At 72.1% G+C, this 17,603-nt stretch carries 18 protein-coding genes; 10 read left to right on the top strand and 8 right to left on the bottom strand.

The window, feature by feature from the left end; translation table 11 throughout:
• Positions 1-4: 4 nt before the first annotated feature.
• Complete coding sequence (locus QQ657_RS44150) at positions 5-1,603, bottom strand: ABC transporter substrate-binding protein (protein WP_284748358.1); 1,599 nt, start codon at positions 1,601-1,603, stop codon at positions 5-7.
• 142 nt (positions 1,604-1,745) lie between these two features.
• Here QQ657_RS44150 and QQ657_RS44145 point away from each other — a divergent pair, with 142 nt between their 5' ends.
• From QQ657_RS44145 to QQ657_RS44135, 3 genes are all read left to right on the top strand, one after another.
• Positions 1,746-2,471, top strand: a complete 726-nt coding sequence (locus QQ657_RS44145) for a FadR/GntR family transcriptional regulator (protein WP_284748357.1) — start codon at positions 1,746-1,748, stop codon at positions 2,469-2,471.
• A gap of 112 nt (positions 2,472-2,583) precedes the next feature.
• A complete protein-coding gene (locus QQ657_RS44140; RefSeq protein WP_284748356.1) occupies positions 2,584-4,701 on the top strand; it encodes a hypothetical protein in 2,118 nt (705 codons plus the stop codon).
• Positions 4,702-4,715: 14 nt separating this feature from the next.
• Positions 4,716-5,864, top strand: coding sequence for a S53 family peptidase (locus tag QQ657_RS44135; protein WP_284748355.1), 1,149 nt, complete (start codon positions 4,716-4,718; stop codon positions 5,862-5,864).
• Positions 5,865-5,932: 68 nt separating this feature from the next.
• Here QQ657_RS44135 and QQ657_RS44130 read toward each other — a convergent pair whose 3' ends face one another.
• The 5 genes from QQ657_RS44130 to QQ657_RS44110 form a co-directional block, all read right to left on the bottom strand.
• Positions 5,933-6,574: a LuxR C-terminal-related transcriptional regulator gene (locus QQ657_RS44130; protein WP_284748354.1), complete on the bottom strand. Its 642-nt coding sequence runs from the start codon at positions 6,572-6,574 to the stop codon at positions 5,933-5,935.
• Positions 6,575-6,576: 2 nt separating this feature from the next.
• Positions 6,577-6,966, bottom strand: a complete 390-nt coding sequence (locus QQ657_RS44125; RefSeq protein ID WP_284748353.1) for a hypothetical protein — start codon at positions 6,964-6,966, stop codon at positions 6,577-6,579.
• Between the two features lie 29 nt (positions 6,967-6,995).
• A complete protein-coding gene (locus QQ657_RS44120) occupies positions 6,996-8,204 on the bottom strand; it encodes a cytochrome P450 (RefSeq protein WP_284748352.1) in 1,209 nt (402 codons plus the stop codon).
• A 251-nt stretch (positions 8,205-8,455) separates the two neighbouring features.
• The gene (locus tag QQ657_RS44115) at positions 8,456-9,823 is read right to left on the bottom strand and encodes an aspartate aminotransferase family protein (protein WP_284748351.1); all 1,368 of its coding nucleotides are present in this window, start codon (positions 9,821-9,823) and stop codon (positions 8,456-8,458) included.
• A 117-nt stretch (positions 9,824-9,940) separates the two neighbouring features.
• The gene (locus tag QQ657_RS44110; RefSeq protein ID WP_284748350.1) at positions 9,941-10,435 is read right to left on the bottom strand and encodes an Lrp/AsnC family transcriptional regulator; all 495 of its coding nucleotides are present in this window, start codon (positions 10,433-10,435) and stop codon (positions 9,941-9,943) included.
• A gap of 170 nt (positions 10,436-10,605) precedes the next feature.
• On the opposite strand from QQ657_RS44110, the gene QQ657_RS44105 reads away from it, so the two are divergent.
• The gene (locus tag QQ657_RS44105; protein ID WP_284748349.1) at positions 10,606-11,982 is read left to right on the top strand and encodes an APC family permease; all 1,377 of its coding nucleotides are present in this window, start codon (positions 10,606-10,608) and stop codon (positions 11,980-11,982) included.
• A 1-nt stretch (position 11,983) separates the two neighbouring features.
• Here the strand turns inward: QQ657_RS44105 and QQ657_RS44100 are convergent, their stop codons facing one another.
• Positions 11,984-12,544 carry a copper resistance CopC family protein gene (locus tag QQ657_RS44100; protein ID WP_284748348.1) on the bottom strand — a complete coding sequence of 187 codons (561 nt, stop codon included), beginning with the start codon at positions 12,542-12,544 and terminating at the stop codon, positions 11,984-11,986.
• Between the two features lie 125 nt (positions 12,545-12,669).
• Between QQ657_RS44100 and QQ657_RS44095 the strand changes: the two genes are divergently transcribed.
• From QQ657_RS44095 to QQ657_RS44075, 5 genes are all read left to right on the top strand, one after another.
• On the top strand, positions 12,670-13,137 hold the full coding sequence (locus QQ657_RS44095) for a hypothetical protein (RefSeq protein ID WP_284748347.1): 468 nt from the start codon (positions 12,670-12,672) through the stop codon (positions 13,135-13,137).
• Positions 13,130-14,272: a WXG100 family type VII secretion target gene (locus tag QQ657_RS44090; RefSeq protein ID WP_284748346.1), complete on the top strand. Its 1,143-nt coding sequence runs from the start codon at positions 13,130-13,132 to the stop codon at positions 14,270-14,272. The genes QQ657_RS44095 and QQ657_RS44090 overlap by 8 nt, the downstream gene beginning before the upstream one ends.
• Complete coding sequence (locus tag QQ657_RS44085) at positions 14,269-14,565, top strand: type VII secretion target (protein ID WP_284748345.1); 297 nt, start codon at positions 14,269-14,271, stop codon at positions 14,563-14,565. Before QQ657_RS44090 ends, QQ657_RS44085 begins: the two co-directional genes overlap by 4 nt.
• A gap of 170 nt (positions 14,566-14,735) precedes the next feature.
• Positions 14,736-15,428, top strand: a complete 693-nt coding sequence (locus QQ657_RS44080) for a hypothetical protein (RefSeq protein ID WP_284748344.1) — start codon at positions 14,736-14,738, stop codon at positions 15,426-15,428.
• On the top strand, positions 15,425-16,021 hold the full coding sequence (locus QQ657_RS44075) for a hypothetical protein (protein WP_284748343.1): 597 nt from the start codon (positions 15,425-15,427) through the stop codon (positions 16,019-16,021). The genes QQ657_RS44080 and QQ657_RS44075 overlap by 4 nt, the downstream gene beginning before the upstream one ends.
• On the opposite strand, the gene QQ657_RS44070 is transcribed toward QQ657_RS44075, so the two are convergent.
• A complete protein-coding gene (locus tag QQ657_RS44070) occupies positions 15,933-16,718 on the bottom strand; it encodes a helix-turn-helix transcriptional regulator (RefSeq protein WP_284748342.1) in 786 nt (261 codons plus the stop codon). The genes QQ657_RS44075 and QQ657_RS44070 overlap by 89 nt on opposite strands.
• A 48-nt stretch (positions 16,719-16,766) precedes the next feature.
• Here QQ657_RS44070 and QQ657_RS44065 point away from each other — a divergent pair, with 48 nt between their 5' ends.
• Positions 16,767-17,540: an ESX secretion-associated protein EspG gene (locus QQ657_RS44065; RefSeq protein WP_284748341.1), complete on the top strand. Its 774-nt coding sequence runs from the start codon at positions 16,767-16,769 to the stop codon at positions 17,538-17,540.
• Positions 17,541-17,603 lie beyond the last annotated feature (63 nt).

Below are 17,603 nucleotides of genomic sequence, written 5' to 3'. Positions count from 1 at the left end.
CCTCTTAGACCGGCTTCGCCTGGTTCAGGTAGATGCCCGGGTAACCCTGGGCGCGCACGCCGGAGATCGCCTTCGGGTCCCACGCCGTGCCGAGCTGGGTGAACACGACCGGGTAGATGACGGCCTGCTCGGAGATCAGGTCCAGCAGCTGCTTGTTCAGCGTCGTCCGCTTGGCTTCGTCCGTTTCGGCGGCGGCCTGGTCCTGCAGCGCGAGCAGGGACTGGGCGTCGGGGCCGGTGAACCGCGCGTACTTGCTGGTGAGGATGGACTTGGCGTCGTAGTAGTAGCGGATCATCAGGTCGGGGTCGTTGCCGAACTGCAGCGGGTTGTTGGTCGTGGCGACGACCTGGAAGTCGGTGCCCGCGTCCAGCTTGGAGAACAGCGCCTTGGTGTCCTGGGAGTCCAAAGTGGTCTGGACGCCGATCGCGTCCCAGCCCTCCTTGATCACCTTGACGCAGTCGGCGACCAGCGAGGTGTTCGTCGTGGACAGGGTGACCTTGAGGCCGCTGACGCCGGCCTGCTGCAGCAGCTGCTTGGCCTTGTCGGGGTTGTAGGCGAAGTCCTGCGACGCGGGCTGCGAGGACGGGAGCTTCGGGTTGATGAACGACGTGCCGGGCGAGCCGGCGCCCTTCAGCCCGATGTCGATCATCTTCTGCTTGTCGATGGCGTAGTGCAGCGCCTGCCGGACGAGGTTCTTGTCGAACGGCGCGTGCGCGGTGTTGAAGAGCAGGAAGAGGTTGTTGCCGCCGTCGGCGAACTCGACCGTGCGGCCGGCCTTGCGCAGCTGGTCGGCATTGGCGGCCGGGATGTTCTCGGCGATCTGCGCGTCCGGCTTGGCGCCGGAGATCGCGGCGACGCGTGGGGCGGAGTCCACGATGGACTTCCACAGCATCTTGTCGTAGGCCGCCGGGCGCGGGCCGTTGTAGTCGGCGAACTTCTCGAAGCTGGTGTGGCTCAGCGCCGCCTGCTCGACGACCTTGTAGGGGCCGGAGCCGACGACCTTGCCGCCCTTCGCGTCGTCCCACTTGCCGTCGTAGACGTGCTTCGGCACGATCTTGCAGCACTGGATCCGCTGCAGCGCGTACGGGAAGGGGAACTTGAGGACGAACTCGACCGAGCGGTCGCCGGTCTTGCGGACTTCCTGGAGCCAGTGCGAGAAGAAGCTGTGGATCAGCACGTTCTCCTTCTCGTCGAGCGCGCGGGCGTAGGTGAAGACGACGTCGTCCGCCGTCACCGGCTGGCCGTCGTGCCACTTCGCGCCGTCGCGCAGCTCGAACTTCAGGCTGGTGCCGCCGACGTCGGCCGGCAGCGCCTTCGCCAGGCCCGGGAAGGGCGCGCGGGTGATCGGGTCACCCTCCACGAGGGACTCGTAGCAGTGCAGGATCGCCGCCATCGAGAAGGCCGACGCGGTCTGCAGCGGGTCCCACGTCTGGTTGTTGCCGTAGCCGATGACGGCGGTCAGCGAGCCCGCCGAGCTGCCGGTCTTGTTGGTGGACGCCGGCCCACCGCACGCGGCTAGCATGGTCGGGAACGCCAAAGCCGCCCCGGCGAAGGTGGTGTAGCGCAGCAACTGGCGGCGGCTGAGCGACGGGCTCTGGGACATCGCTGTCTCCTGCGGGCCTCGAACGGTAGGACATGGGACGTCCTATGACCGGCGTGAGCCTAGGATGGGTTCGCGTGCCGGTCAACCCTTCTGGACGTATGACGTAGGATGTCCTCTCACGACGCATCCGGGGAGGACAGCAGTGGCCCGTCCGCAGCGCAGCGAAGAGATCACCAAGCGCATCATCGACCTGATCGTCGAGCGGGAGCTCCCGCCGGGCGCACCCATGCCCACCGAGCTCAGCCTGATGGAGGACATCGGCGTCAGCCGCAACTCCATCCGCGAGGCGATCAAGGCCCTGCAGGCCCTGGGCATCGTCGAGATCCGCCACGGCTACGGCACGTTCGTCGGCTCCGCCGGGTCGGAGTCGCTGCAGACCTGGCTGCTCTTCCGGACCCGCGCCCGCGGCGCCACCGACGTCGGGCGGCTGCGCGACCTGCTGGAAGTGCGGGAGATGCTCGAGACCGAGCTGACCCGCCGCGTCGCCACCGACCACCGGCCCGACCTGGTCGAGGAGCTGCAGGCCTGCGTCGCGCGGATGAAGCGCAAGGGCCCAGACGCCGCGGAAGCCGACCGCGAGTTCCACGACCTCATCTGCGCCGAGGCCGGGTTCGACCTCGCACGCGAGCTCACCGGGCTGTTCTGGGACGTCTACCGGATCGCGGAAAGCGAGCTGGGCGGGCCGGCGTCGTCGCCGACCGCCACCGCGAAACGGCACCAGGTCATCGTCGACGCGCTCCTGCTGCGCGACGCCGACGCCGCGGCCGAAGCCGTGCACCGGCACTTCGACGAGGTCCGCAAGCGTGCGAAAGCCGGTCCGTACGGCGGTTTCGGCGTCGCGCGGCCGGTGCCCGCGGCCCATTCCTGACTCTCGGTGGTTGACCCGTTCGAGGTAACTTCCGGAAGATCGGGAAACCGGGCACAACGGGTCCGGCGCCTGGCTCGTAGTAGTGGTGATCAACCACCACACGGAGGTGCCAGTGCGAAGAACTTTGTCCGTCCTGGGGGTCGTGCTCGCCGGGCTCGGGGGAATCGCTCCCCCGCAGGCCGGCGCGGCGGTGCCCACGACGTCCGCTACCTTGATCACCGGCGAACGCGTCAGCGTCCGGACCACCGCCGACGGCCGGTCCCTGTTCGAAGTGCGGCCCGCGGCGGAGAAGGGCATGGCCCGGACGCTGGTGCACCTGCGGCTCGGCGACCGCGACTACGAGGTCCCCGGCACCGCGCTCCCCTACCTCGGGCGCGGCCTGGATCTCAGCCTGTTCGACATCGGTGCGCTGCTGGCCGGCGCACCGCTGCCCGCCGACCCGGCGACGTTCGGGCCGGCGCTGGCGAAGCAGTTCAAAGAGGACAACGCACGCGGGCACTTCGGCGGGCAAGGGCTCTTCGCCGGCGGCGCTCGTTTCGCGCTGCCCGGGGCGCGCCCGGCCGTCCAGCCTCGTTCGGTGATGCGCACGGTGTCACTCGACGCCAACGACATCGCGGGCAAGCCGGCCGACACCGGCGTCGCCTTCCTGTACAACACCGACGACGGGAACCTCCTCGACTTCAACGAGAGCGTCAACTACTTCTCGGGCGGCACGGCGAAGTTCAGCGCGCCGGACGGGAACTACAGCGCGCTCGGCGTGTTCTGGACGGCCGACGCCGACGGCAACGCGACCGAGGTGCGGTTCAGCGCGCAGCCGGAGTTCGCGGTGAAGGCGGACAAGACCGTCCGCGTGGACGCTTCCCGCGCCTCCAGCAAGCTGACCTGGACGACGCCGCGGCCGGCACTGCTCGACGACACCGGGTTCTTCTTCCGCCGGGCGGCGACGACCGGGCCGGCGCTGCTCGTCGACTTCGACGCCGGGCCCGGCGTGCCGATCTCGGTGTCGCCGACGGCGGTCCCGGTCCGGACCGGCGCGCTGCAGACGTACCCGTACAGCAGGCTGGTGTCCCCGCCGGGACCGGGCACGCCGTACGAATACGTGCTCCAGAAGGCGAGCACCGGCACGATTCCGCAGCAGCGGTACATGATCACGGCGAAGGACGTCGCCGCGGTGGACGCCACCTACTTCAGCGAGTACTCGTCGCTCGGCCTGCGCCAGCGCAGCGGGATGTTCTCCTTCGAGGACAGCGGCGGTCGCGTGTCGCACCCGATCCAGCTGCCCCGGAAGCAGACCGAGTACGTCTCGGCCGCGCCCGGTCTGAGCTGGTTCGGCGGGTTCTCGAAGTACGTGCTGCCCGGGCCGTTCCCCGGCTGGGCCGGCGGGCAGTACGAGTCGTTCCACATCTACCAGGGCGGCTCGTCGGTCACCGAAGACTGGAACCGGTTCCCGCTGCACCCGACGGGCGCGGTGGCCCTGCTGCCGCTGACCGACGCCGCGATGTTCACGCAGCCGGGCGCGACCCGCGCCGGTGACCTGGTGCGCATCGCGATCACGCCGTTCAGCGACAACCAGCCCGGCCACAGCGGCTTCGGCTTCTACGGCGAGTCGCGCGACACCATGACCGGGTACTACCGGCTCACCCAGGACGGCACGACCCTGGCCGAGGGCACTCCGTCGGGTGGTTTCGAAGCGGGCTTCGAGCAGGAGGTGGCCCCCGGACCGGCCACCCTCGGGCTGACGATCGACGCGGGCCGCACCGGGCCGATGTACCACCAGAGCACGGCGAGCCACACCGAGTGGACGTGGAAGTCGCAGCACGTCGAGGGCGCGACGCTCCCGGCGGCGCTGTACTGCGCCCGCGGCGACAACGGGCCCGACCGGTCCTGCGCGGTCGAGCCGCTGCTGTCCCTCGGCTACGCCGTCGGCGGTCTCCGGCCGGACGGGTCCACCCCGAGCGGCCCGCAGGGCCTGGACCTCACGGTCGGGCACCTGCAGCAGAGTGCGGGTTCGCCGGTGACGGCCGCGACGGTGCAGTACTCGACCGACGGCACGACCTGGCAGGACGCGACGGTGACCCCTCGCGGCGACGGCGTCTTCCACGCGGGCTTCCCCACGACCACGGACACGTTCCGCGGCATCGACGTCTCCTTGCGCGTCACGGCTTCCGACGCGGCCGGGGCGACCATCGCCGAGACGATCACCGCCGCCTACCACGTCTACGCGTCCTGAGGGGAAGGTCCACTGTGAACAGAAGACTCATCGGCGTGCTGAGCGCCGTGGTGGTCGTCGTGGGCGCGTTCGCACCCGCCGCGTCCGCCGCTCCGATGACGCGCGCCGCGTGTCCCGACCGGCCCGGCGTGCTGCGCTGCCTCACCACGTACACGCCGGGCGCGGTCCGCGCGCTGGACGACGGCCCGGTCGGCTGGGGTGCCGACGACCTGGCCTCGGCGTACGGGCTGCCGTCCGGCGCGGGGCCGGACACCGTCGTCGGCATCTCGATCGCCTACGACGCACCGAACCTGGAGGCCGACCTCGCGGCGTACCGGGCGCAGTACGGCCTGCCCCCGTGCACGACGGCGAACGGCTGCTTCCGCAAGGTGAACCAGCAAGGTGCGGCGGCGCCCCTGCCGGCCGCGAGCTTCGGCTGGGCAATGGAGTCCACTTTGGACGTCTCGATGGTGTCGGCGGCGTGCCCGTCGTGCCGTCTCCTGGTCGTCGAGGGGAACACGCCCGGGTTCGCCGACCTGGCGGAGACGGAGGACACCGCGGTCCGCCTGGGCGCGGCGGTGGTCTCGAACAGCTACGGTGCCCGGGAAAGCGGCGCACCGCTGGCCTTCGCGAGCCACTACCGGCACCCAGGGGTGACGGTGGTGGCATCCTCCGGCGACGCAGGCTTCACGGCGGCGAGCTACCCGGCGGTCCTGCCCACGACGGTCGCGGTCGGCGGGACGTCACTGGCCCGCGACCCGTCCTCGGCCCGCGGCTGGACGGAATCGGCGTGGCAGTACGGCGGCAGCGGCTGCTCGGCGTACATCGCGAAGCCGTCGTGGCAGAAGGACCCGAACTGCGGAAAGCGAACGGTCGCGGACGTCGCCGCGGCGGCCGAGGACATCGCCATCCACTACACGGACGCGGGCGGCTGGCTCCCGGCGAACGGAACCAGCGCGTCGGCACCGTACGTCGCGGGCTTGATCGGCCGGTCGGGGCAGGCGGGAGTGACCCAGCCATCGACGTTGTACGCGAAGGCAGGTTCATTCACGGACATCACGGCGGGCACCAACGACCCGGTGGGCGGCGGCAAGAAGTGCGGTAACGACTACCTGTGCGTGGCGGCAGCGGGCTACGACGCCCCGACGGGAGTGGGGGTACCCAACGGTCTGACCGGCTTCTGACGACAGTCATGAGGGGCACCCTCATGGCTTTTACGGCCATGAGGGTGCCCCTCATGGCCGGCCACGGCTCAGCCCGGCCGGCACAACCCTCGCTCATAAGCCAGCAACCCCGCCTCAGTCCGGTGCGCGCACCCCAGCTTCCGCACCACCTGAGCCACCAGCCCCCGCACCTCCGGCTCCCCCACACCCAGCCGGCCGGCGATCTCGGCGTTCGTCAGCGCGGACCCGACGCCGACCAGCACCTCGCGCTCCCGGGCCGACAACCGGTCCACCCCGGCCAGGCGCTCGTCGCGTGGTCCCGACAACCGCGTCGCCGCCGAGACCAGGCGGCGGGATGCGTCCGGGGACAGCACCACGTGGCCGTCCGCCGCCAGGCGGACCACCTTGATCAGCTCGTTGCGCCGGGCGGACCTCAGCAAGTACCCCGATGCCCCGTCGCGCAGGGCGCGCAGGATTCCCGCGTCGGAGTCGAACGTCACCAGGGCCAGCACCGCCGGGCGGCGGAACACCGGCCCCAGTGGCCCCAGCCGCAGGTCCAGCAGCACCACGTCCGGCAAGTGGCGGCGCAGAGCCGCTCGAGCCGCCGGAGCGTCGGATGCCGAGCCGATCACCTCGATGCCGTCGGTCTCGGCCAGCAACGCGCCCAGGCGGGAACGTACCGCCGGGTCGCGTTCGGCCACCAGGACCCGGACCGGCGGCGGTGGCAGCACCGTCAGTCCTTGGGTCGCAGGCGGATCAGCGGCAGGTCGGTCCGCGACGCGCCCACCAGGTCACGCCCGCCCGGGCCGCGCAGCCGCAGCTCGCGGAACCGCACCGAAGACAGCTGCGCCGCTTCGATCGGGTACACGTCGCCGTAGCGCTTGATCTTCTCGACCAGTTCCTTGCCCAGCAGCTCCACCAGGCCCGCGTGCCGGCTCGCGCCGCCGCCGAGGGGAACGTCCAGCTGCCTGCGGACCTCGGGAAACCGCTGGTCCAGCTCGACGGCCAGCTGGTGGATCGTGACGTAGGCCGGACCGAACTCGGACGCGTCCGGGCCCGGCGGGATCTCGCCCAGCACCTTGATGAGCTTGTCGTCCATCCCGAGTTTGTCCCACAGGGTCACGTTTTCCTCCTGTCGTGGCCGCCGCAGGTCTACCAGAGGACCGGCACGCGGTCCACTCCCCCGGTGACCCGGTTCGTCCGGACCTCCAGCTCCCCGACCGGCACCGCGAGCCGCAGTCCCGGGAACCGGCGGAACAGCGAGCCGAACACGACGCGCAGCTCCGTGCGGGCGAGACTCGCGCCGATGCAGAACCAGCCGCCGTAAGCGAACGCCACGTGCGAGTTGGGCTTGCGCTCGGGGTCGAATTCCGCGGCGGCGGGGAACACCGACGAGTCCCGGTTCGCCGCCGCCAGCGACAGGACGACCGCGTCGCCCCGAGCTACCGTCACCCCGCCCAGCGAGACGTCGTCGTGCGCGTACCGCAGCACCCCGAGCCCGCCCGGCGCGGACAGCCGCAGGATCTCCTCGACGACCCCGTGCGTCCGGCCCTCGGGGTCGGCGGCCAGCGCGTCGCGCCGCGCGAGGTCGGTGAGCAGGTACAACACGCCGAGGTCGATCCGGTTGGACGTCGTCTCGTGGCCGGCGAACAGCAGGCCGGCGGCCAGCCGGGCGAGGTCGCCGTCGGTGAACGCGGGGTCCTCGGCCTGCGCGCGCACCATGTCCGAGACGACGTCCTGACCGGGCGAGCGCCGCTTGGCCTCCGCCAGCCGGCCCATGTACGTCGCGAACTCGTCGAGCGCAGCGTCGGCGCCGGAGCCGATGTCCATCCGGCCCATCCGCTCGGACAGCACGCGGAACGTGTCGCGGTCTTCGTACGGGACGCCGAGCAGCTCGCAGATCACCAGCACCGGGAGCGGGAACGACAGGTGTTCGTGCAGGTCGACCGGCTCGTTCGCCTGCCGGGCGCGCTCCATGGCGTCGAAGCAGCCGTCGGCCAGCTCCTGGACGTGGCCGGCGAGGCGCCGGATCCGGTTGGCGGAGAACGCGGGCACGAGCATCTTCCGCATCCGCGCGTGCTCGACGTGCTCGGTTTCGTGGTCACCCTGCGGCCGGCTGAGGATCGCCGCCTCCGAAAGCGACGACGCGGTTTCCGGCGCCGGGTGCGAACGGCCGAAGCGCGGGTCGGTGAACACCGCGCGAACCTCCTCGAACCCGGTGACCAGCCACGCCGGGTCGCCGGTCGGGGTGGTCACCGGCACGACCGGCCCCTGCCGGCGCAGCACCTCGAAGAGCGGGGCGATCTCCAGGACGTTCGGCCGCTCGAACGGCAGGCGCGGGGTGTCCGTGGTCGCGGTCATCGGGGTCTCCTCCCGGGTGCGCGGCCGGTCGGCGCGGACGCGGGCGGGCCGGTCACCGGCCGCTCCCCCGGCCCCCCGCGGTCCACGGTACCCAGAAACCCGCGCGAGGGCGGGGAACGCGCGATTCCCCGCCCTTTCGGGCCAACGCGTCACCCCGGCCGGTGTGGATAACGAGGGGCCGAGGCCCGCCCGCTCACCCGGAACTGTCGGTCCCCGCCGCTAGCCTGGATACCGGGGGCCGGAGGCCCGCCCTACAGCAGTTTCCAAGCCTGAGTCAGGGTCTCACGCAGGATCTGCTCCATTTCGTCGAACTCCGCCTGGTCGCAGATCAGCGGCGGCGACAGCTGCACGACAGGCTCGGCCCGGTCGTCGGCCCGGCAGTACAACCCGGCGTCGAACAACGCGTCCGACAGGAACCCGCGCAGCACCCGCTCGGATTCCCCGGCGCTGAACGTCTCTTTCGTCACTTTGTCCTTCACCAGCTCGATCCCGTAGAAGAACCCGGCACCCCGGACGTCCCCGACGATCGGCAGATCGGTCAGCTTGTCCAAAGTGGACCGGAACGCGTCTTCCCGGGAAAGCACGTGGTCGTAAAGACCCTCCCGCGCGATCAGGTCGAGGTTCGCCAGCGCCACCGCGCACGAAACCGGGTGCCCGCCGTAGGTCGAGCCGTGCATGAACGTCGTCGCGCCCCGGGTGAACGGTTCCATCAAGCGTTCGGAAGCCAGCACCGCGCCCAGCGGCGCGTACCCGGACGTCAGGCCCTTCGCCGTGGTGATGATGTCGGGCTGGTAGCCGTAGCGCTTGGCGGCGAAGTCGTACCCGACGCGGCCGAACGCGCAGATCACCTCGTCCGACACCAGCAGGACGTCGTGCTTGTCGCAGATCTCCCGCACGCGCGCGAAGTAGCCGGGCGGCGGCACGAAACAGCCGCCGGTGTTCTGCACGGGCTCGAGGAACACCGCGGCGACCGTGTCCGCGCCCTCGAACTCGATGGCCTGCTCGATCTGGTCAGCGGCCCAGCGCCCGTAGGCCTCGTAGTCGTCGGCGTGCTCGGGCGCGCGGTAGAAGTTCGTGTTCGGCACGCGCAGGGTGCTCGGCACCAGCGGCTCGAAGTCGGCCTTCGCGCCGGGGATACCGGTGATCGACAACGCGCCCTGCGACGTCCCGTGGTAGGCCAGCGCGCGGCTGATCACCTTGTGCTTGGTGGGTTTCCCGACGAGCTTGAAGTACTGCTTGGCGAGCTTCCACGCCGTTTCGACCGATTCGCCACCGCTCACGGTGAAGAACACGCGGTTCAGGTCGCCGGGTGACACCTCGGCCAGCCGCGAGGCCAGCTCGATCGCCGTCGGGTGCGCGTGGCCCCACAGCGGGAAGTACGCGAGCTGCTTCGTCTGCCGCGCGGCGGCTTCGGCGAGCTCCTCGCGCCCGTGGCCGACCTGGACCGCGAACAGGCCGGCGAGCCCGTCGAGGTAGCGCTTCCCGCGGGCGTCCCAGATGTAGGCACCCTCGCCGCGCACGATCACCGGGACGTCGGTCTCGTCATAGGCGGAGTGGCGGGTGAAGTGCATCCAGAGGTTGCTGCGGGCGGCCTGGGCGAGGCTCGAAGCGTCGGTCATGGCTCGGTTATCGCATGCCCGCACCTGCTGACGCAAGCGATTCAGTCGTCCAGACGAATCGGGTCGACTAATTCATGGTCATTTACCGCAGGCGTCCTTCGGATTTAGTCGTCACCGTCAGCGAGAGCCCCACTGGTAGGTCTGTTTCCGCAGCTTGAGGTAGACCATCGCTTCCGCGTGCCGGACGCCCGGCAGCGCGCGGATCCGGGTCGAGATCAGCTGGAGCAGTGCCTCGTCGTCCTTGCAGACGGCCTCGCAGAGCAGGTCGTAGCGCCCGGCGCAGAGGATCACGTACGCGATTTCGTCCATTTCGGCCAGTGCGTCCCCGACCGGCTCCAGCGGCCCCTCGACGGTGATCGCGATCATCGCCTGCCGGAACAGCCCGACCTGCAAGGGATCCGAGACGGCGACGATCTGGATGACGCCGGAGTCGGACAGCCGCTGCACCCGCTGCCGGACGGCGGCCTCCGACAGGCCGACCGCCTTGCCGATCGTCGCGTACGCGCGCCGGCCGTCTTCCTGGAGCTGCGCGATGATCTGCCGCGAGATGTCGTCGAGCACCGGCGGCGCGGGCCGGTGGGGGGTGTCCTGGCTGCTCACGCCCCGGATCATCCCCGACGCGGGCTACGCAGGGCAAACGCTACGACCTCGTGACGATGAGTGACTAAATCCGAAGCGAGCTGTCGAAGCAGACAACGAAATCGGTCGTCTTCCTGGCGTTGACAAGCCCGAATCGGTGCTGTTCCATCCGTCGCACCTTGCCCCGGCCGGAGGGAACGCCCATGCCCCGCACTCCCGCCCCGCCCGCCACCGACGCCGCCACCACGACCGCCGGACCCCGCGCGCTGACCCGGTCCATCGGCGTCGGCGGCGGCACCCTGCTGACGCTCAGCTGCGTGACGCCGGCGTCCTCGCTGTTCGTCCTCGTGCCCCCGCTCTTCGCCGACCTCGGCACCGGCACCGCGCTCGCCATCGCGCTCGCGGTGCTGCTCTGCGTCGGGATCGCCTTCTGCTACTCCGAACTCGGCACGCTGGTGCCGAGCGCCGGCGGGGAGTACGCGATGGTGACGACGGTGGCCAACCGGTTCGCCGGCTGGCTGACGTTCATGCTGTCGTTCATCGTCATCCTCGTCGTCCCGCCGATCATCGCGATCGGCGTCGCCGACTACGTCGCCGCGGTCGCGGACATCAACCCCTCGGTCGCCGGGGCGCTGGTGATGCTCGCGTCCACCGTGATGGGCCTGCTGAACCTGCGCTCCAACGCCTGGATCACCGGGATCTTCCTGGTCATCGAGATCGTCGCGATCTTCGTCGTGTCGCTGCTCGGGTTCACCCACACGACACAGAGCGCGGCCGTGCTCGTCAAGCCGTCACTCGGCACGAGCGGGATCGGCCTGATCGCCGTCGTCGCCGGGCTCGCGGTCGCGTTGTTCGTCGTGCAGGGCTTCAGCACTGCCGTCTACCTCGCCGAGGAGATGCGCGAGCCGCGCAAAACGGTTGCCCGGACCGTGTTCTGGACGCTCGGGATCAGCGCACTGGTCATCCTCGTGCCGGTCGTCGCGATCACCCTCGCGGTGCCGGACGCCGCCGCGCTCGCCGGCGTCGACCTCACCGCGCTCGTCACCGGCTGGAGCAACTCGGCCGTCGGTGCCGCGATCAGCCTGTGCATCGCGGCCGCGATCGTGAACGCGGTGATCGTCATGGTCATCCAGAACTCGCGCGTGCTCTACGCCTCGGCGCGCGATCAGGCGTGGCCGGCGCCGGTGAACCGCGCGATGGGCGTGGTGAGCGAGAGGTTCGGCGCGCCGTGGGTCGCGACGCTCGTGGTCGGGCTCTCCGAAGCCGTCCTCTGCTTCGTCCCGGTGGACACGCTCAGCGGCGTCACCGGGGTCGCCGTCGTCGCGCTGTACCTGAGCGTCGCGGCCGCCGCGCTGTTCGCCCGCCGGGCAGCGCACCGGAAGCCGCACGTGTGGCGCATGCCGGCCTGGCCGGTGGTGCCGGTGCTCGCCGTCGCGGTGCTGGCCTACGTCCTGGTGGAGCAGAGCGCGCTGGACCTCGGCATCACCGCCGGCGTGCTGGTGGTGTCGGCGCTGTACTGGTGGGGCTACCTGCGCCGCCGCCCCGAGCGCTGGGTCGTGACGGTCCCGCGGGAGGAGTAGCTCAGTCCTTCCCGCGGCCCTTCAGCTGGCGCAGGCCGACGACGATCACCGCGAGCAGCCCGACGACCCCGACCACGACCCAGATCCAACCGGGGATACCGCTGGTGTCCACGGCGGTCGGGGCGCTGGGTGCCTGGGCCTGCGCGGACGACGTCGGCGCCGGGGCGGCGGAGGTGGGCGCCGGGCTCGAGGCCGCGGCCGCGAGGCTGAAGTGCACGGTGCCGGTCAGGTTGTCGCCGTCGTCCGCGATGACCTTCCAGGTCAGGGTGTAGGCCTGGGCCGGTCCGGCCGGGGTCACCGGCGCGGTCACGACGGCGCCGGCCACGGCCGGCGTACCGACCGTCCAGGCGGTGCCGTCGCGGCCGGTGACCTTCACGGCGTCCGGCGGCAGCGTCACGGGCTCGCCGAAGGTCAGCCGGACCTCCGTCGGCGCGGCCGTGAGCGTGGCGCCTTCGGCGGGTGAGCTGGACTCCAGCTCGGTGTGGGCCGAGGCCGGCCCGGCGAGCACGACGAGCCCGATGAGGGCGGTGAGAGCGGCTCCGAACGCACGACGCGGGATCATCCGGACATCCTGCCCTATCCGGCCGTGCAGTCTTCGTGTCCACCCGTGCACCCGGGTGGGGCTCCCTTCTCATCACGGCGCGCATTGGCCAAGATGGACGCCTGGGTGGCAAGGGAAGGACCTCCATGGCGACTGTGCGCGACGAGGCCGACGCGCGGCGGCAGCTGCGTGCCGAGCAGCAGCGGGACGAGGACGGACCGAGGGAGCGCGCCTCGGGCGTCGCGAAGCCGCAGGGCACCGGCGCGGCCGCGCTGGTCGCCGACGGCACCGACGTCCTCGAGCTGGACTACGCCGAGATCGACGCCGCCAAGAACGCCCTCGACGCGCGTCACCAGGAGCTGTCCGGCTACCTCGAAAGCGCCCGTGAGCTGGGCACGCCACTGGCCGACGGCAAGGGCCCGGTCTCCCACTGGATGCGCCGCTCGTTCGGGCTGCGCGGCGGCGCCGAGGCCGGCGGCGTGCAGGCCGCGCTCGAGTCGTACCTCGGTGAGCTGGCTTCGCTGCGGCAGGCGCTGGACGCCGTCGCGGCGGCGCATCGGAGCAACGACGAGGAGGCCGCCGCGGCGCTGCGGGCGGGTGAGCGCGATGCCTGAGTTCCACTCCACGCACCACGAGCCGACCGCGCGAGAGAAGGCGAAGGCGCGGCGGGTGCGTCGCGAGAAAGCCGTGAACAACCGCGAGGACAGCTTCGGCAAGATCAACTGGGACAGCTACGACCACCGCGAGCTGTGGGACATGGTGCAGTCGGCCGACCCGCCGAGGCTCGGCGAGCAGGCGCACCGGTGGGCCGAGCTCGCCCGGGGCGTCGACACGGCCACCGGCGACGTCCACACGCTGGTGCAGAAGCTGCTGCTGTCGTGGCGCGGGCCGTCGGCGGCACAGGCGGCGGACTCGATCCAGCGCCTGACCGGCTGGGCGAGCACGGCGGGCGAGAACGCCCGGCACATCGGCGACGGCCTCGACAGCTACACGTCGGCGATCGGCGAAGCCCGGCGGAAGATGCCGGAGCCGGTGCACTACTGGGCCGAGCGGTGGTTCAAGGAGGGGTACGCGGTCAAGCGGCTCGACGGGCCCCAGGGCGCCTACATGCTGGACGAGCTGCTCGACGACAAGCTGCCGACGAAGAAGCAGGCGGACGACGCCAAGGCCGAGGCGGTCCGCGTGATGGAGCAGTACGAGAGCGCGAGCCACGACGTCCGGCACCGCCTGCCGCCGGCGTTCGACGCGGCGCCGCAGGTGAGCGCGACGGGTTCGGATGCGGTGGTTCCGCGGGTGCCTCACGCGCCTGTTGTCGAGGCGCCGCCTCCGTCCCCCGAGCCGGACTGGACGCCGGATCGGGCGCCGGACGACTCGACGTCGACCGCGTCCGCGTTGCCGCCTGTGTTCACCGGCGCCGGGGTGCTGCCTGCTGCCGGCCTCGACGGGGTGATCGGTACGGGGACTTCCGGCGGGCCGGGTTTCGCAGGCTTCGTCGGCTCGGGCCCGGCCGGCTCGGGAGCACTCGGCGAAGGCGGACGGGCCGGCGTGGGGCGCTTCGGGACAGCGGCCTCAGGCTTCGGTCCGGGGTCGGCGGGCGGCCGCGGCGCGGGATCGGGGTACGGCATGTACCCGCCGGGCCAGGGTGGCGCGCGGCGTGAGGAGGACACCGAGCACCGCGACAAGTACGCGGACGGCTACGACCTCCTCGACGACCTGCCCCCGGCGTACCCCCCGGTGTTCGGCGAATGACGGGCGGCTTCCACGCGGACCCGGCGGCGCTGGACGCCTTGGCGCTCCGGCTCGAGGACACGGCAGAGGAGTACGGGGCGGCGGCGAGCCAGGTAGAGACGGCGGGTTCGGGCGACCTCGGCCCGGCTGCGGTATCGGGCGCGCTCGCCGTGCTGGCGGGCGAGTGGTCGGGCAGGATACGAGCGGTGGAAACGGACTTCGCGACGGCGGCAGGCAGTGTGCGAGCGGCTGCGAAGGCCTACCGGACAACGGATGCGGCGGCGGCCGAGGAGCTGGGCCGAGCCGATGGCTAGCCGGGCCGCGGCCGCCGTGCCGAGCCGGCCGGCAGCCGGCTCCCGCGAGCCCGGCCGCCCGGGTGCCGATACCCCGGCCTGCGCGGCGAAAGTCCGCCGTCCCACCGCAGCCGCAACCCGCGAACCGGCCGACCGCGTCGCGACCGCCGCCCCTGAACCGGGCCGAGCCGATGGCTGAGTTCCGCGGCCTCGGCTTCGACCCGGTCCCCGGCCGTCCCGATGCCGTCTCCGAAGCAGCCCGCCACTACACCTCCGCGGCCGCACAGCTCGGCGAAACCCCTTCCCCCGGCGAAATCCCCGAGTGGGCCGGCCGATCCGCGCAAGCACTCGCCGATCGCGCCGCACGAGCCGCCACCGGCCTCGCCGCCGTCCCCGAAGCCCTCCGCTCGGCCGCCGCGATCCTCGATGACTGGGCCGGCACCCTCGTCGCGAATCACCGCCGTGCCGAAGACCTCGACCGCCGGGCCACCGCCGCGCGCCGAGCCCTCACCGCCGCCCAGGACGACGTCGACCAAGCCGAAACCGACGCGCAGTTCTCCCCCGCCGCCCAGCCGGACCTCACCGCGGCCCGCGCCCGCCTCGCAACGCGACAAGACGACCTCGACCGCGTCCTCGCCGAAGCCCGCGAGCTGGAACGTGCCCACGCCACCGAAGCCGCCCGCGTCGCCGATCGGCTCCGAGCCCTCGGCGACGGTGCTCCCCTGCCGAGCACCCCCGATTTCCCCGCCGTCACCACACATCTGGAGACGTTCTCGGCCATCGGGCGCGAGCTGGGCGTGAACGTCGCGAAGACCCCCGTCGTCCCGGTCACGCCGCCGCCCGGCGCGGTCGGCGCGTTCGCCGCGGCACTGGGTGGCCGGTGAAACTGCCCGCCGTTCCGGGGATCACCCCGGTGAACCTGGACTCGGTCGAGCGCACCACCGCCGAGCTGCACGCGCTGATGGCCCGTCTGCGCGGCCCCGACGCCGCCCGCGATCTCGGCCTCGAGGCCGCCGCCGTCCAGTGCGCGGAGATCGCGCACGACCAGCGCGCCGGCCTGCTCGCCCTCGTCGAACACCGCGACGCCGACCCCGCGGTGCTCATCGCCGGGGTCGTCCCGATCGACGGCACCCTCGACGACGCCGCCGACCTCGGCCACTTCGTCGCCGACACCACCCCCGGGATCCGCGAGGTCAGCCACGCGCGGACCGGCCGCGGCTACCCGGTGGTGATCGTCGAGCGGATCGGCCTGTCCGGCGCGCAGCTGCAGGCCGTCGTCCTCGATCCGGATCGCCCGCGCGCGGCCGTGTTCACCCTGCACTCCCCCGGCGGCCGCGGCTGGCTGGAGGTCGCCGGCCTGGCCGGGACGCTCGTCGCCGGCGTCGACCTCACCCCCGCAGCGCCTGCTCCCGGAACTCGCGCGGGGTCCGGCCCGTCGCGCGGCGGAACGTCCGCGAGAAGTGCGGGGCGCTGGTGAACCCGCAGTCACGCGCGATCTCCGCGATCCCCCGCGCCGCCTTCGCCGGGTCCGCCAGCAACGCCTTCGCGCGCTCGACCCGCAGGCCCTTCAGCCGTTCCGAAACACCCTGGCCGTCGTCGAAGAGCTGGTACAGCCGCCGGCGCGAGATGTACAGCGCTTCGGCGATCTTGTCCGCGCTGAGCGACTGCTCGCCGAGGTGCGCACGCATGTACTCGAGGGCTTCACGCCTTCGCGCCGCCAACGCGTCGACGCGGTCGAGCTCGACGCGCAACGCGCTGCGCAGGACCAGTTCGGCCAGGCCGAGCAGGTGGTGGGCCAGCCCGTGCGGGTCGAGCCGGGGGCCGGCCGCCAGGACGTGGGCCACCGCGCCGGCGAACAGCGACCGCAGCGGCGGGTCGACCTCGACCGGCCGGAACATCAGCGGCCGCAGCTCGGCGAACGAGATCGACAGCTTCGCCGCGGCGACGGTCAGCAGCACGACGCCGGACGGCAGCAGGTGCAGCGTCGCGTCGGCGTACGTGAGCTTCGCGCCGGACTCGGCCACCGCGCGTGGGACGGGACAGCGCAGCAGCAGCTGGATGCCCTCGGGATCGCTGCTGCCGCCGAGGATCGCGGCCCGCGCGGCCGCGGCACCGGAAGCGCGGACGACGAGGTACCCGCTCGCGGGGACGTCCATCGGGGGCGGCTCGGCCATCGGCACCATCGTGCCTGATGGCGGCCGCACGGTACGGGAAGGGGGACCATGGCGCGGCGCACCGCGACGGCGGCCGGAGTGATCCTGTCGCATCTGGAATTCGATCTCCTCTGGGCGGACCTGGGGCCGGGCGGGCCGCCGCCGTACCCGTTCGACGTGCCGGCGCACGGCGCGACCCACGCCGAGCGCGACGACCTGGGCGTGCGCGTCTTCGCCGGTCTGGCGGAAGCCGGTCTCACCGACGGCGACGACGTCGACCCGGCGCTGGCGGACCTGGTCGTGCTGCTGGGTGCGCCGTCGCTGAGCGTCGACGCGCTGGTGCTGGGCGAAGCACCGTGGCGACTGCTCGCCGCGGTGCGGGACGCGGCCGGGGTGCTCGCGGTGCTGGACGAGCGCGACCTGGTGCTGGAGCCGCTGCGCCCGGCCGATCTGGTCCCCGCGGTGGCCCGGATGCTCGGCGACGTCGAGGCGGGCCCGGGCGACCAGCTCCGCCTCCCCCGCGCGACGTACTCGGCGGCGATGGACGCGTACGCGCGCAACGGGTACGACGCGTTCGAGCGGGCACTCGGCGCGGCCGGGATCACCGGCCGCGCGGTCCGTCCGCTGGCGACACTGGTGACGGCGGAACGCTACGCGGCGGGCCAGCTGGCGGCGACCGGTCCGGCGGGCCGCACCCCGGTCCTGGCCTGGTTCGACACGGCGGCCGGGCGGTACGCGGTGACGCCGGAGGACGTGGCCGGCGAGCCGTGGGTGATGGTGACGCCGGCCGACGGAGCTTGGCTGGCCGACCGCCTGACCCGGATGGTCGACGACGCCCGCTGAGGCAGTCTGCCGTGGCTTGTCGTGAGTGAGAAACAGGGTTAGAACACTGTTTCTCACTCACGA

This window comes from Amycolatopsis ponsaeliensis (assembly GCF_030182635.1).
Classification (GTDB): Bacteria; Actinomycetota; Actinomycetes; order Mycobacteriales; family Pseudonocardiaceae; genus Amycolatopsis; species Amycolatopsis ponsaeliensis.
The sequence above is the reverse complement of the archived record's forward strand: the minus strand, read 5'-3'. Positions and strand labels throughout refer to the sequence as shown.

Bases quoted from the DNA above. Each gene is read 5' to 3' on its own strand.
- QQ657_RS44095 (WP_284748347.1), top strand. From the start codon at position 12,670: ATGGCGACTGTGCGCGACGAGGCCGACGCGCGGCGGCAGCTGCGTGCC.
- QQ657_RS44100 (WP_284748348.1), bottom strand. From the start codon at position 12,544: ATGATCCCGCGTCGTGCGTTCGGAGCCGCTCTCACCGCCCTCATCGGG.
- QQ657_RS44085 (WP_284748345.1), top strand. From the start codon at position 14,269: ATGACGGGCGGCTTCCACGCGGACCCGGCGGCGCTGGACGCCTTGGCG.
- QQ657_RS44115 (WP_284748351.1), bottom strand. From the start codon at position 9,823: ATGACCGACGCTTCGAGCCTCGCCCAGGCCGCCCGCAGCAACCTCTGG.
- QQ657_RS44080 (WP_284748344.1), top strand. From the start codon at position 14,736: ATGGCTGAGTTCCGCGGCCTCGGCTTCGACCCGGTCCCCGGCCGTCCC.
- QQ657_RS44070 (WP_284748342.1), bottom strand. From the start codon at position 16,718: ATGGCCGAGCCGCCCCCGATGGACGTCCCCGCGAGCGGGTACCTCGTC.
- QQ657_RS44105 (WP_284748349.1), top strand. From the start codon at position 10,606: ATGCCCCGCACTCCCGCCCCGCCCGCCACCGACGCCGCCACCACGACC.
- QQ657_RS44120 (WP_284748352.1), bottom strand. From the start codon at position 8,204: ATGACCGCGACCACGGACACCCCGCGCCTGCCGTTCGAGCGGCCGAAC.
- QQ657_RS44110 (WP_284748350.1), bottom strand. From the start codon at position 10,435: ATGATCCGGGGCGTGAGCAGCCAGGACACCCCCCACCGGCCCGCGCCG.
- QQ657_RS44065 (WP_284748341.1), top strand. From the start codon at position 16,767: ATGGCGCGGCGCACCGCGACGGCGGCCGGAGTGATCCTGTCGCATCTG.
- QQ657_RS44150 (WP_284748358.1), bottom strand. From the start codon at position 1,603: ATGTCCCAGAGCCCGTCGCTCAGCCGCCGCCAGTTGCTGCGCTACACC.
- QQ657_RS44090 (WP_284748346.1), top strand. From the start codon at position 13,130: ATGCCTGAGTTCCACTCCACGCACCACGAGCCGACCGCGCGAGAGAAG.